General features: G+C 71.3%; 14 protein-coding genes. 5 read left to right on the top strand and 9 right to left on the bottom strand.

The features are described from left to right. Positions 1–212 precede the first annotated feature (212 nt). Positions 213–1,154: a cytochrome P450 family protein gene (locus tag Q9R13_RS15430; protein WP_310962060.1), complete on the bottom strand. Its 942-nt coding sequence runs from the start codon at positions 1,152–1,154 to the stop codon at positions 213–215. Positions 1,155–1,250: 96 nt separating this feature from the next. Continuing rightward, positions 1,251–1,937: a GAF and ANTAR domain-containing protein gene (locus tag Q9R13_RS15425; protein WP_310962059.1), complete on the bottom strand. Its 687-nt coding sequence runs from the start codon at positions 1,935–1,937 to the stop codon at positions 1,251–1,253. Positions 1,938–1,995: 58 nt separating this feature from the next. On the opposite strand from Q9R13_RS15425, the gene Q9R13_RS15420 reads away from it, so the two are divergent. Next, positions 1,996–2,691 carry an HAD family hydrolase gene (locus tag Q9R13_RS15420; protein WP_310962058.1) on the top strand — a complete coding sequence of 232 codons (696 nt, stop codon included), beginning with the start codon at positions 1,996–1,998 and terminating at the stop codon, positions 2,689–2,691. A gap of 18 nt (positions 2,692–2,709) precedes the next feature. Here Q9R13_RS15420 and Q9R13_RS15415 read toward each other — a convergent pair whose 3' ends face one another. Together Q9R13_RS15415 and Q9R13_RS15410 are read right to left on the bottom strand one after the other, a co-directional pair. Further along, positions 2,710–3,663, bottom strand: a complete 954-nt coding sequence (locus Q9R13_RS15415) for a TIGR03557 family F420-dependent LLM class oxidoreductase (RefSeq protein ID WP_310962057.1) — start codon at positions 3,661–3,663, stop codon at positions 2,710–2,712. Beyond that, entirely contained in the window at positions 3,660–3,875 is a 216-nt protein-coding gene (locus Q9R13_RS15410; RefSeq protein WP_310962056.1) for a hypothetical protein, read from the bottom strand. Before Q9R13_RS15410 ends, Q9R13_RS15415 begins: the two co-directional genes overlap by 4 nt. Positions 3,876–4,044: 169 nt before the next feature. Here Q9R13_RS15410 and Q9R13_RS15405 point away from each other — a divergent pair, with 169 nt between their 5' ends. Beyond that, entirely contained in the window at positions 4,045–4,809 is a 765-nt protein-coding gene (locus tag Q9R13_RS15405; RefSeq protein ID WP_310962055.1) for a crotonase/enoyl-CoA hydratase family protein, read from the top strand. Positions 4,810–4,812: 3 nt separating this feature from the next. Here Q9R13_RS15405 and Q9R13_RS15400 read toward each other — a convergent pair whose 3' ends face one another. After that, positions 4,813–5,028 carry a BldC family transcriptional regulator gene (locus Q9R13_RS15400; RefSeq protein ID WP_310962054.1) on the bottom strand — a complete coding sequence of 72 codons (216 nt, stop codon included), beginning with the start codon at positions 5,026–5,028 and terminating at the stop codon, positions 4,813–4,815. Positions 5,029–5,261: 233 nt separating this feature from the next. Here Q9R13_RS15400 and Q9R13_RS15395 point away from each other — a divergent pair, with 233 nt between their 5' ends. Next, a complete protein-coding gene (locus tag Q9R13_RS15395) occupies positions 5,262–6,329 on the top strand; it encodes a Glu/Leu/Phe/Val family dehydrogenase (RefSeq protein WP_310962053.1) in 1,068 nt (355 codons plus the stop codon). Between the two features lie 32 nt (positions 6,330–6,361). Here the strand turns inward: Q9R13_RS15395 and Q9R13_RS15390 are convergent, their stop codons facing one another. The 3 genes from Q9R13_RS15390 to purF all read right to left on the bottom strand — a co-directional run bounded on the left by Q9R13_RS15390 (position 6,362) and on the right by purF (position 9,331). Then, the gene (locus Q9R13_RS15390; RefSeq protein WP_310962052.1) at positions 6,362–6,550 is read right to left on the bottom strand and encodes a DUF3073 domain-containing protein; all 189 of its coding nucleotides are present in this window, start codon (positions 6,548–6,550) and stop codon (positions 6,362–6,364) included. Between the two features lie 175 nt (positions 6,551–6,725). Beyond that, positions 6,726–7,784: a phosphoribosylformylglycinamidine cyclo-ligase gene (purM, locus tag Q9R13_RS15385; RefSeq protein ID WP_310962051.1), complete on the bottom strand. Its 1,059-nt coding sequence runs from the start codon at positions 7,782–7,784 to the stop codon at positions 6,726–6,728. Then, a complete protein-coding gene (gene purF, locus Q9R13_RS15380; RefSeq protein ID WP_310962050.1) occupies positions 7,781–9,331 on the bottom strand; it encodes an amidophosphoribosyltransferase in 1,551 nt (516 codons plus the stop codon). Before purF ends, purM begins: the two co-directional genes overlap by 4 nt. 137 nt (positions 9,332–9,468) lie before the next feature. On the opposite strand from purF, the gene rocD reads away from it, so the two are divergent. Together rocD and Q9R13_RS15370 are read left to right on the top strand one after the other, a co-directional pair. Then, a complete protein-coding gene (gene rocD, locus Q9R13_RS15375) occupies positions 9,469–10,671 on the top strand; it encodes an ornithine--oxo-acid transaminase (protein ID WP_310962049.1) in 1,203 nt (400 codons plus the stop codon). An 87-nt stretch (positions 10,672–10,758) separates the two neighbouring features. After that, the gene (locus Q9R13_RS15370; RefSeq protein WP_310962048.1) at positions 10,759–12,543 is read left to right on the top strand and encodes an ATP-binding protein; all 1,785 of its coding nucleotides are present in this window, start codon (positions 10,759–10,761) and stop codon (positions 12,541–12,543) included. Between the two features lie 13 nt (positions 12,544–12,556). On the opposite strand, the gene Q9R13_RS15365 is transcribed toward Q9R13_RS15370, so the two are convergent. Beyond that, a complete protein-coding gene (locus Q9R13_RS15365; protein WP_310962047.1) occupies positions 12,557–13,033 on the bottom strand; it encodes a (2Fe-2S)-binding protein in 477 nt (158 codons plus the stop codon).

The raw sequence follows: 13,033 nt of genomic DNA, 5'->3' as shown, positions 1-13,033 counted from the left end.
TTTGCTTGGCTGGCTGCTCGTCCAGACGGAGGAGCGCCAAGAACACCTGAGGCTTTCACCGAGTTTCTCCGGCCTCTGAGTTCTGCGTGGCACATGTCTCGGCCACTCAGATCTGAGTCAAGCACTCCAACGCGAGCCCGCCAACCCCCAGCGTCTCATCAACCGGACAGAAGGGTCGCTGAGTGAAATTTCCGGCCATTGCCGTCAAACGGTCAGGCCTGCACCAACCGCAGCCGCTCGCGCGCCGGGATGGGCGCCGGGTCGTGCCCCTCGCCCACCGCGTGCCAGGCGAGTCCCGAGAACACCTCCAGGGTGGCCTCGAGCAGGGCGACCGTCGTGGGCTCGCCGGGGCAGCGGCGGCCGTGGTCGACCAGCCGGCCCGCGAGGGCGGGCACGGGCGGGGCGGTACGTCGTACCTCGTGGGCGAAGGAGGTCCGCAGCTCGCTCGCCTCCGCGGGCGCGAGCCGGTCCTGCCAGTGCGGGTGCTGGTGCAGGGCCAGCAGCGCGAACGCGCCGAGGTAGGCCGCGGCCACCGCCGGACGCAGCACGTTGAGCAGTTCGATGGCGGCGACCGTCTGGTCGAGCGGGGCTCCGTCACGGTCGGTGGCTGCGGCGATGGCGCGCAGCGGGCCGGCGGGGACCTTCTCCGGGTGCCGGCGCGCACGACGCACCTGACCGCGTCCCCAGCGGTTCATCCGCCAACGGGCTGACCAGGCCCGCGGGTCCGCCGTACCGGCGAGCCCGAAGCCGTCGACGATCGCAGCGAGCCGGTGGCTGAGCCGGATGGCGTCCGCACGACCCAGGTCGATGCCGGCCCAGTCGAGCGCCGCGATGCCGTACGCCTCGACGAGGAGGTCGAACGCCCCACGGGTCTCGCCCTCCGCCCAGCGTCGGCCGGTCAGGTCGAGCAGTTCTCGGCGGGCCCGCTCCCGCAGTCCCGCCACCGCATCGCCATCGAGGACGTCGAGGAACATCGCCGTGCGGTGCCGGTGGTCCGATCCGTCGAGAGCGTCGCCCACCAGTGCCGGCCGGGCCAGGGGTCGGGTCCGGAGCGTGGCCGCCGTCGCGGTGCGCTCGATCTGCTCGCGTCCGGCGGGGATCGTCGGGTAGCCGTGGCGAACCAGTCGCAGTCCGGGAGCGTCGCGGGTCGACATCGATGTGCCCTCCTCCCGGCTCGTCTGGTGGGACGACGAGGAGGTACCCGTGGTCCGGGCCGGGCAATCCCGGGCGATGGGCTACTCCGGGTCGGGTCAGCGCTCCTCGGGGGGCAGCGTGCGGCTGGCAACCACGTCCTCGGCGATGACCCGCAGCTTGACGTTCCGGGTCTGGGAGTAGCGGCGCAGAACCGAGAAGGCGCGGTCGGCGTCGATGTCGAAGCGCTCCATCAGGATGCCCTGTGCCTGCCCGATCAGGGTGCGGGCGTCGACCGCGACGCGGAGGCTCTCCCGCTCGCGCACCGCAAGCAGCGCAGTAGTGGCGTGCACGGCGAAGACGCGCGCGAAGTCCCGGTCGTCGGCGGTGAAGTCCCGCGGCGCGGAGGAGTAGAGGTTGAGGGCGCCGAGCACGTGGTCGCCACTGACCAGGCGGGTCGCGAGCATGCTCCGTAGGCCTTCGGCGGCTGCCTGCTTCGACCATTCCGGCCACCGTGGCTCGGCGGTGAGGTCGCCGCTGATGAAGGTGTCGCCCTCCCACGCAGCCTCGACACACGGTCCTTGCTGCAGGTGGTGCTGGAGCTTGTCCACCTTCTCGACGATGGGGTCGCTGGGCGCCAGGCTGGCGAACCCGTTCGGCTCGAAGACGGTCAGGCCGGCGTACTCGCAGCCGATGGTGTGCATCGCGATCGAGACCACGGCCTCAGCGGTGTTCTCGATGTCGCTCTCGTCGAGAGTGAGCACCGCCAGCTCGCTCAACGTCGAGAGCAACGAGTCGCGTTCCATGGCCACGATCGTAGTCCCGCGCGGGTGTGGCGGCACCGTGGGCGGGTAAGCCCTCGTCATGAGCGACGAAGGTGGCGACCCGGATGCCCGTGCGAGCGTGGACACGGTGGTGCTCGACGTGGACGGCACCCTCGTCGACTCCAACTACCACCACGTGATCGCGTGGGCGCGGGCCTTCGGCTCCGTCGGGTACGACGTACCACTGTGGCGGATCCATCGCAGCATCGGGATGGGTGGGGATCGGCTGGTCCCGCGGCTCATCGGGGAGTCGGCGGACGCCAAGGTCGGGGATCGGGCCCGCGACGCCTGGACGCAGGAGGTCGACCAGCTGCTGCCCGAGATCCGGCCGCTGCCGCACGCGCGCGACCTGCTCGCCCGTCTGCGCGACGCCCGGGTCCGGGTGGTGCTGGCCAGTTCCGGCAAGCCCGAGCACACCCGACACTCGATGGACCTTCTCGACGCCGATGAGCAGGTCGACGAGGTGACCACCAGCGGCGACGCACCGACCAAGCCCGCGCCGGACCTGATCGACAAGGCGATCGAGGAGGTGGACGGCTCCACCGCCCTCGTGGTCGGCGACTCGGTCTGGGACGCCGAGGCCGCCCAGCGCGCGGGGGTCCGGATGGTCGGTGTGCTGACCGGTGGCTTCGGTGCGGCCGAGCTCACCGACGCCGGGGCCGAGGAGGTGTTCGAGACGATCGCGGACCTCGTGGAGAGCCTCGATCGGCTCCTGCTCGCCGCCGAGTCGATCTGACCAGGTGCTCAGCGGACCTCACCCGTTGCGGAACCGCGGCAACACCTCGCTGGCGTAGAACGCGATCATCTCCCGGTAGTGCGGTCCCATGTTGGCGATGTTGAGCTCGTCGTACCCGGCGTCGGCGTACTCGCGGAGCTGGGAGAGGTGGGCCTCGACGTCCCGCCCGGCGACGACCGACTCGCGGGTCATCTCCTCGGTCACCAGGGTGGACGCCTGCTCGAAGTGCACGGGAGAGGGCAGCACCTGGGACAGCTCGCCCGGAAGGCCCGCGTTGGCCCAGAGGTGATGGGCGATCTCGACGCCCTGCTGCTCGGTGTCGGCGTAGGCCACCTTGGCGCCGGCGACCGCCGGCTTGCCTTTCGAAGCCTCGCGGAAGCGTCCCACCAGCTCGGGGTCGGGCATGGTGGCGATGAACCCGTCGCCGATCCGGGCCGCGAGGTCGGTCGCCTTCGGGCCGAAGCCCGAGACGTAGATGGGCGGCGGCGTGGCGGGCATCGTGTAGATCCGTGCGTGGTCGACGTCGTAGTGGTGGCCGTACTCGGTGACGAAGCCACCGCCCCAGAGCTTGCGGATCAGTGCGACGGCTTCCTCCAGCATCTCCAGGCGTACGTCGGCCGAGGGCCACGGATCCCCCAGGATGTGCTCGTTGAGCGCCTCACCGCTGCCCACACCGAGGACGAAGCGTCCGTCCAGCATCGTGGCCGACGTGGCCGCCGCCTGGGCGACGATCACCGGGTGCAGCCGCACGGTGGGACAGGTGACAGCCGTCGTCACCGGTAGCGAGCAGACCTGCGACACCGCCCCGATCACCGACCAGACGAACGGGCTCTCCCCTTGGGCGTCGTTCCAGGGATGGAAGTGGTCGCTGATCCACAGCGAGTCGAAGCCCGCCTGCTCCGCCAGCCGCGCCTGCTCCACGAGCTCGGCCGGTCCGAACTCCTCGCACGAGAGGAAGTAGCCGACCTTCACCGGTCCACCTCCTCGTCGGGGTCGTCGGGCATCTCCGAGGCCGGGCGCGCCGGTGTGGCCTGCTCGATCTGGTCGGCCTCGTCCGCCTCCCGGTCCAGGTCGGGCCCGACCGGCCCGTCGTCGTCCTCGGGGGTGCCGGTCAGATCGGCATCGTGGGGATCGACCATCTGCCCCTGCTCGATCTCGTCGGGGGTGGGTTCGTGGTTGCTCATCACAGACCTCCGTCGGCGCCGCCGTGTGGGTGCTCGCCTGGCTGCTCGCGGGTGTCCTGGCCGACCGGCCGGGACCGAACGGATCGGTACCCCCACCCCGACCCCTCATTCCCGCCCCTGGCGAGCACGGACCACGCGGGGCGGGTCGGATCAGGGGGAGAATGACGCAATGAACCTACGAGTCGAGCGCGACGGGGCGGTCTGCGTGGTCACGATCGACCGTCCGGAGGTGCGCAACGCGGTGGATCGGGCGACGGCCGAGGAGCTCGTCTCCGCATTCGAGGAGTACGACGCCGACCCGCGGCTGGCGGTCGCCGTCCTCACCGGCGCGGGCGGGACCTTCTGCGCCGGGGCGGACCTGGCGGCGGTCGCGGCCGGTGACCCGAACCGGGTCGAGCCCGACGGCAGCGGGCCGATGGGGCCGACCCGGATGGTGCTGGGCAAGCCGGTGGTCGCCGCGATCGAGGGGTACGCCGTGGCCGGCGGGCTGGAGCTGGCGATCTGGGCCGACCTGCGCGTCGCCGCCCGGGACGCGGTGCTCGGGGTGTTCTGCCGGCGCTGGGGGGTGCCGCTGATCGACGGTGGCACGGTGCGGCTGCCCCGGCTGATCGGCCACGGCCGCGCGATGGACCTGATCCTCACCGGTCGCCCGGTCGGAGCCGTCGAAGCCGAGCGGATCGGCCTGGTGGACCGGGTGGTCGACCACGGGGCGGCGCGGGACGCCGCGGTGGAGCTGGCCGGCGCACTGTCCGCCTTCCCGCAGGAGTGCCTGCGCAACGACCGGCTCAGCGCGCTCGCGCAGTGGGGTGCCGACGAGGCCACCGGGCTCGCCCAGGAGTACGAGCACGGCATCCGCTCGCTGGCAGCCGGAGCGGTCGAGGGCGCGCAGCAGTTTGCCACCGGTGCCGGCCGGCACGGCAGTTTCGAGAGCTGAGAGCTACTCCGAGGGCTTGCGCGGCCCGGGTATCACCTGCTGGTCGAGAAGCCTTCGGACCTCCGACTCCCGGTAGCGGCGGTGGCCACCGAGCGTCCGTAGTGGTGTGAGCTTGCCCGAGTCCGCCCAGCGCGTCACCGTCTTGGGGTCGACGCGAAACATGGCGGCGACCTCGGCAGGCGTCAGCAGCGACTCGACGTCAGGCGCCTGGTCATCCATCGGTTCCCCTTCTTCAGCGACCGCTTCCTTCATTGATGCCCATTCTGACCCGGTTCACACCGGTTCTGGCCCACCGGCACGCACGGTGCCGGTGGCGCCGCGCAGGTCGGCCGCGGTTTCTCGTAATGTGGGATCTGCACCACACACCCGTCGGTGCAGCACCAGTATCCCACCGCCACCCATGGTGGGACCGTCCGAGAAAGGTCACCACCGTGGCCCAGCACTCTGCAGGCGTGTTCGAGAACCTCCACGGCCACGAGCAGGTGGTCTTCTGCTCCGACGAGCGCAGCGGTCTGCGCGCCGTCGTCGCCATCCATTCCACCGCCCTCGGCCCGGCCTTGGGTGGCACCCGCTTCTTTCCGTACGCCGCGGAGGCCGACGCGGTCCGGGACGTGTTGAACCTGTCCCGCGGGATGACCTACAAGGCTGCGCTCGCCGGGCTGGACCTGGGCGGCGGCAAGGCCGTCATCATCGGCGACCCCGCCGCGGTGAAGTCCGAGGCACTGCTGCGGGCCTACGGCCGCTTCGTGCAGTCGCTGGCCGGCCGCTATCTCACCGCCTGTGACGTGGGCACCTACTCCGCCGACATGGATGTGATCGCGCGGGAGTGCGCCTTCGTGACCGGGCGCACCGTCGAGCACGGCGGCGCCGGCGACAGCTCCGTGCTGACGGCGTACGGCGTGTTCCAAGGGATGCGGGCGGCCGCGGAGGCAGCCTGGGGATCGCCCCGTCTCGGCGGACTCACCGTCGGCGTGGCCGGGGTCGGGAAGGTCGGTCGTCACCTGGTCGGCCACCTGGTCGAGGACGGCGCCGACGTGGTCGTCACCGACGTCTCTGAGGCCGCGCTGCGTGCGCTGGAGCAGCAGTACCCCACGGTGCGGGTGGTCGCCGACACCGCGACGCTGGTCTCCTCGCGCCTCGACGTCTACGCGCCCTGCGCCCTGGGCGATGCGCTGGACGACCAGGTCGTGGAGACCCTCACCGCCAAGGTCGTCTGCGGCGCAGCGAACAACCAGCTGGCCCACCCGGGCATCGAGAAGCAGCTGGCGGACCGCGGCATCCTCTACGCCCCCGACTACTGCGTCAACGCCGGCGGGCTGATCCAGGTGGCCGACGAGCTCGAGGGCTTCTCGTTCGATCGCGCCAAGATGCGTGCGGGCGGGATCTTCGATACCACCCGCCGGGTGTTCGCGCTGGCCGCCGAGGACGGCGTACCGCCCGCCGTCGCCGCCGACCGGTTGGCCGAGCAGCGGATCGCCGAGGTCACCCGGCTCCGCGGGATGTGGCTGCCGACGCGCTGAGGAGCCGACCGCTCGTCCGGACGGTCGAGGGGTCAGTCCCGCGCAGAGCGGGGGTCGACGTAGTCAGACCACTTGTCGAGCTCGACCGGGTCCAGCTCATCCTCCGCGGACTCGCCCCCGTGGAGCTCCTGGGCCAATGCGCCGAAGTCCGTCTCGTGAGTGCGGTACTTCAGGTCACGGGCAACCTTGGTCTGCTTCGCCTTAGCACGGCCGCGTCCCATACGGGTCGACCCCCTCGCAAACTGGGCCGGCGCCTGTTCCGGGCGTCCGGTCGGATTTTCCGTCTCTTCGTAAGCCCAACCGTACCCGTTGAGTGGTCATTCCCGCACATCGGTCCGGTGTGACGCGCCGTACGCCGGGCGCCGGGCGCCGGCGATCCCCGCGCCGCTGCCGGGCTCAGGAGGCGGCGTGCTGCCCGACCAGGGTCACGCGACCGCCGGCATCGCCGGCGGCGGCCGTCACCTCGCCGGCCGGCCACGCAGGGATGCCGTGCGAGCCGAGCAGCCTCACCGCGGCGTCGGCCTCATCCGCCGGCATCAGCGCGACCATGCCGACACCGCAGTTGAGGGTGCGCTCCAGCTCGGTGAGCTCGACGCCGCCGACGCGCTGCACCAGCTCGAAGACGGGCGGCAGCGCCCAGGTCGCCCGGTCGACGGTCGCCGCGACCGTGGCCGGCAGCACGCGTTCGAGGTTGGCCGCCAGCCCGCCGCCGGTGACGTGCGACATCGCGTGCACGCCGGTCGACCTGGCCAGCTCGAGGCAGGGCAGGGTGTAGAGACGCGTCGGCTCCAGCAGCTCCTCGCCCAGGCTGCGGCCGAAGTCGTCGACGTGCTCGGCGAGCGACCGCCCACCCTCGGCGAGCAGCACGTGCCGGACCAGGGAGTAGCCGTTGGAGTGCAGCCCGCTGGAGGCCATCGCGACCACGACGTCGCCCGGGCGCACCCGGTCGGCGCCGAGCAGTCGGCTGGCCTCGACCACGCCGGTGGTCGCGCCCGCGACGTCGTACTCGTCCGGGGCGAGCAGCCCGGGGTGCTCGGCGGTCTCCCCGCCGACGAGCGCACAGCCCGCCTCCGCGCAGGCCTCGGCGATGCCCTGGACGATCGCCGCGATCCGCTCGGGTACGACGCGCCCCGTGGCGATGTAGTCGGTCATGAACAGCGGCTCGGCGCCGCAGACCACGAGGTCGTCGACGACCATGCCGACCAGGTCGAAGCCGATGGTGTCGTGCTTGTCCAGGGCCTGCGCGATGGCGACCTTGGTGCCGACGCCGTCGGTCGAGGTGGCCAGCAGCGGCCGCTCGTAGGCCTTCAGCGCCGAGGCGTCGAAGAGGCCCGCGAAGCCGCCCAGGCCGCCGAGGACCTCGGGCCGGCGGGCCTTCTCGACCCAGTCCTTCATCAGGTCGATCGCCCGGTCGGCCGCCTCGATCGAGACGCCCGCGGCCTCGTAGGTGCTCACGGGCGCACCAACTCCGCGTCGAGCTCGGGCGTGGTCACCTCGAGCAGGTGCTTGCCGAGGTTCTCGGGCTCGGGCAGCGCCACCGGGTAGACACCGTCGAAGCAGGCCCGGCACAGCTGGTCGCCGGGCACCGAGGTGGCCTCGACCAGCTGCTCGAGGGAGATGTAGGCCAGCGAGTCGGCGCCGATGGACTCGCAGATCTCGTCGGTCGACAGGCCGTTGGCGATCAGCTCGGCCCGGGTGGCGAAGTCGATGCCATAGAAGCAGGGCCACTTCACCGGAGGGCTGGAGATCCGGACGTGCACTTCGCGGGCGCCGGCCTCACGGAGCATCCGCACCAGCGCACGCTGGGTGTTGCCGCGCACGATCGAGTCGTCCACCACGACCAGCCGCTTGCCCTCGATGACGTCACGCAGCGGGTTGAGCTTCAGCCGGATGCCGAGCTGGCGGATGGTCTGGCTGGGCTGGATGAACGTGCGACCGACGTAGGAGTTCTTGACCAGCCCGATGCCGTACGGGATCCCGCTGGCCTCGGCGTACCCGATCGCGGCCGGGGTGCCGGACTCGGGCACCGGGATGACCAGGTCGGCGTCTGCGGGGCTGTGCAAGACGGCTTCGGCGGCGGCCAGCCGGCGGCCGACCTCGACGCGCACGCTATGGATCCGCTGGCCGGAGATGCGGGTGTCCGGCCGGGCCAGGTAGACGAACTCGAACAGGCAGCCCTTGGGCGCGGCCTCGGCGAACCGGCGGGTCCGCAGTCCGTCCTCGTCGACGGCGACCATCTCGCCGGGCTCGATCTCGCGGACGTACGACGCGCCGACGATGTCGAGTGCCGCGGTCTCCGAGGCGACCACCCAGCCACGCTCGAGGCGACCCAGGACCAGCGGTCGGATCCCCTGCGGGTCGCGGGCGGCGTACAGGGTGTTCTCGTCCATCCACACGAAGGAGAACGCGCCGCGGATCAGGGGGAGCAGCTCGGCGGCGCGCTCCTCAAGACTGGTGTCCGGGTGGTGCGCCAGCAGCGCGGTGACCAGGGAGGTGTCGTTGGTGCTGGTCTCGAGGCTGCGTGCGTGGATGTCCAGCTCACCCTCGCGGGAGAGGTCGTCGACCATCGCGAGCAGGTCACGGGTGTTGGTCAGGTTGCCGTTGTGGGCCAGCGCGATGGAGCCGTCGGCGGTCGGGCGGAACGTCGGCTGAGCGTTGTGCCAGGTGCTGGCGCCGGTCGTGGAGTAGCGCGCGTGGCCGACCGCGAGGTGACCCTTGAGCGCCTCGAGCGTGGACTCGTCGAAGACCTGCGAGACCAGGCCCATGTCCTTGTAGACGAGGATCTGCCGACCGTTGCTGACCGCGATGCCGGCGGACTCCTGGCCGCGGTGCTGCAGTGCGTAGAGGCCGTAGTAGCTGAGCTTGGCGACGTCCTCGCCGGGGGCCCAGACACCGAAGACCCCACAGGCGTCCTGCGGTCCGAGATCCTGCGGGTCGAGGTCGTGCGTCAAGCGGCCGTCCCCACGTCGACGGCCGGTGGGGCGACTCGGATTGCTGGCCACGCGAGGAGTCTACGGGCGAGATCTGCGGCGCAGCGAACTGCCGCCCGGGGATTCGTTGTGCGATTGGTCCCATCGCGAGGTAGGTTGGTTGCCAGATTGTCAGACAATCTTTCGACCGTTCCCCGAGGGAGGCAGCCGTGGACGCCACGCAGCAGCACATCGACCTGACCGAGCGGTACGCCGCCCACAACTACCACCCGCTGCCGGTGGTCATCGCCAGCGGCGAGGGCGCCTGGGTCACCGACGTGGACGGTCGGCGCTACCTGGACTGCCTGGCCGGGTACTCCGCGCTGAACTTCGGCCACTGCCATCCCCGGCTGCTGGCCCGCGCAGAGCGACAGCTGCGCACCCTGACGCTGACCAGCCGGGCGTTCTACAACGACCAGCTCGGTCCGTTCGCCGAGGCGCTGTCCGGCCTCACCGGCAAGTCGATGATGCTCCCGATGAACTCCGGCGCCGAGGCCGTCGAGACGGCACTCAAGCTCAGCCGCAAGTGGGGCTACCGCGTCAAGGGCGTGCCCGAGGGCAAGGCGCGGATCGTCGTGATGGAGGGCAACTTCCACGGCCGCACGACCACGATCGTGAGCTTCTCCAACGACGTCGACGCGCGCAACGACTACGCCCCCTTCACGCCCGGCTTCACAATGGTGAAGTACGGCGACGTCGACGCCCTGCGTGGAGCGATGGGCCCCGACGTGGTCGCGGTGCTGCTGGAGCCCATCCAGGGCGAGGGCGGTGTGCTGATCCCGCCCGCCGGCTACCTGCGCGAGGTCCGCGCGCTGTGCGACGAGCACGGCGCACTGATGGTCGCCGACGAGATCCAGTCGGGCCTGGCCCGCACCGGACGCACCTTCGCGTGTGACCACGAGGACGTCGTCCCCGACGTCTATGTGCTCGGCAAGGCTCTGGGCGGCGGCCTCTACCCCGTCTCGGCGGTGGCCGCCGACGCGGACGTGCTGGGCGTGATCACGCCCGGCACGCACGGCTCGACGTTCGGCGGCAACCCGCTCGCCGCGGCGATCGGCCACGAGGTCGTCGCGATGCTGGCGACCGGCGAGTTCCAGCAGCGGTCGGCCGAGCTCGGCGAGCGCCTCGATGCGGGACTGCGCCAGTCGCTCGGGCACGGACTGGAGGAGGTCCGCAGCCGTGGGCTGTGGGCAGGGCTCGACATCGACCCGACCCTGATGACCGGGCGCGAGTTCTGTGAACGGCTGATGGAGCAGGGCGTGCTCGCCAAGGAGGCGCACGGCCAGACGGTCCGGCTGGCCCCGCCGCTGGTGGCGACCGTCGAGGACATCGACGTACTGATCGAGGCTTGCACCACCGTGGCGCAGCACTGACGCCCCACCGCGCGTGCAGCAACTCCGCGGTCCGGCCACGCCCCGGGCCCCCCGCGGTTAGGATCGGTTGACTCCGGGGGGAGACCCATGACCGACCACGACGAAGCGCCGCCGCGCGTCGAGCAGGCCCTTGCCGGCGCCTGGTACGGCGGCGGCCTCCCCGAGGTGCTCCAGGTGATCGTCGAGGGCGTCGCGAAGGTGGCCGGGTTCGGCGTTGCCGCGCTCAACGTGCTGCGTGACCCCCAGGAGTTCGAGATCGTCGCGGTGGCCGGCGACCAGCCGGGCGTCCGCGAGCTGGTCGGCACGGTCACGCCGCGGTGGCGGATCGAGGCCGAGGTCGCCGCCTCGGAGGACTGGGGCGCCTTGAAGTTCGTGCCCCACCAACGACTGTCGCCTGACCTCCAGGCGGCCTGGATCCCCGACCTGGTGCCGCTGGACGGTGTTGATGCCTGGCATCCGCTCGACATGCTCCTCGCCCCCCTGTGCAACGAGCAGGGCGAGTGGATCGGCGTGCTGTCGGTCGACCTGCCCGAGGGAGGCCGCCGGCCGGACCCGGAACGGCGCCGGGTCCTCGAGCTGTACGCCGAGCAGGCTGCTCGAGCGCTGGAGCGGGCGCTCGAACGCGAGCGACTCAACGAGCAGATCCGATTGGCCGACGCCGCCCGCAGCATCGTGCGCAGCGCGAGCGCCCGGCTCGGCCCCGACCAGCTGCTGCACGAGACCGAGCCCACCATCCTTGAGGCCTTCCGCGCGCAGAGCATGTGGCTGCACGTCTTCGACGACCCGACCGAGCCCGGCAGCGGAACGGCCCGGCCGTCGATCCGAACCACGCGGGTGCCGGCCCGCCTCATCGCGATCGCGGAGCGGGCCGCGAACCGGGCCTGGCGCGAGCAGCGCACCGCGATCCTGTCCCGTTCACGGCCGACGGACCTGATCGGCGAGACCGAGACCGCAGAGGTGCTGGCCTTCATCGAGGGGCTCGGCCTGTCGTCGGTGATGCTGGTCCCGCTGGGCGTCGGCCAGGAGTGCGTCGGCAACCTGGCTCTGACCCGCGACGGCAGCCACGGCCTGTGGACCCCTGCCGAGGCGTCCGCGGCCCTCGAGATCGGCCGCGACCTGGGCGGCGCGATCCTGAACGCGCGCAACTTCGAGCGGGACCAGCGGCTGGTCGACCAGCTGCGGGCCGTCGATGCCTACAAGAGCCAGCTGATCGCGATGGTCGCGCACGAGTTCAAGAACCCGCTCACCATGATCGTGGGCCACCTCGAGCTGCTGGAGGACCGGCACCGCGAGGAGGGCGCGCCCGAGGACCCGTCGTTCGCGGCGATCTCCCGTGGGGCGGACCGGCTGAACGCCCTGGTCGAGCAGCTGCTCGAGCTGCGCCGGGTCAGCGATCCGGCACGACCGCGGACCGTCGAGGCGGTCGACCTGAACGAGCGGGTCCGCGATGCCGTCGACGTGCTCACCGTCCAGGCCAGGTCACATGCGCAGGACCTCACGGCGGTCTACGCCCCGGATCCCGTGCGGATCGCAGGCTCCGCCGTCGAGCTCGACGTGGTCTGTGTGAACCTGCTGAGCAACGCCCTGAAGTACACACCCGACGGCGGTGCCATCCGGGTCGTGGTGGGCATCGAGGACGGCGTTGCGGTGGTCCGCTTCATCGACAACGGGCTCGGCATCGACGAGGCCGACCAGCCCAGGCTCTTCGAGGAGTTCTTCCGGACCAACAACGTCGAGGCGCTGAACCGGCCGGGCACCGGCCTTGGCCTGTCGATCGTGGCCAAGGTCGTCGAGCGCCACGAGGGGACCATCGCGGTGAGCTCGGAGCCCGGACGCGGCAGCGAGTTCGTCGTACGCCTCCCGCTGCGGTGACCGCCCGCGGACCTCACATCCCGGCTGCCCCCTCCTTGATCGCCTCGCGGATTCGTACGTAGGTGCCGCAGCGGCAGACGTTGCGGATCTCATCGAGGTCGGCATCGGTGATCTCATGACCCTCGGCCCGGGCCTGGTGCACCTTGGCGACCGCGGCCATGATCTGGCCCGGCTGGCAGTAGCCGCACTGGGCGACGTCGCGGTCCAGCCAGGCCTGCTGCATCGGGTGCAGATCCTTGCCCACCGTCGCCGGCAGGCCCTCGATCGTGGTGACCTCGTCGGTGGGCGTGAGGTCGGCGACCCGCACCGAGCACGGGTTGAACGCCTTGCCGTTGATGTGCGAGGTGCAGGCCTTGCAGACGTTGATCCCGCAGCCGTACTTGGGTCCCGTGACGCCGAGGACGTCGCGCAACACCCAGAGCACGCGGACGTCGTCGTCGACGTCCACCGTGACCGTCTTGCCGTTGAGGATGAAGGTGTGCTGGGGCAT

The sequence above is a fragment of the Nocardioides marmorisolisilvae genome, assembly GCF_031656915.1.
Taxonomy (GTDB): Bacteria; Actinomycetota; Actinomycetes; order Propionibacteriales; family Nocardioidaceae; genus Marmoricola; species Marmoricola terrisoli.
Note: the sequence above shows the minus strand (reverse complement) of the source record. Positions and strands in the feature narration are given on the sequence as shown.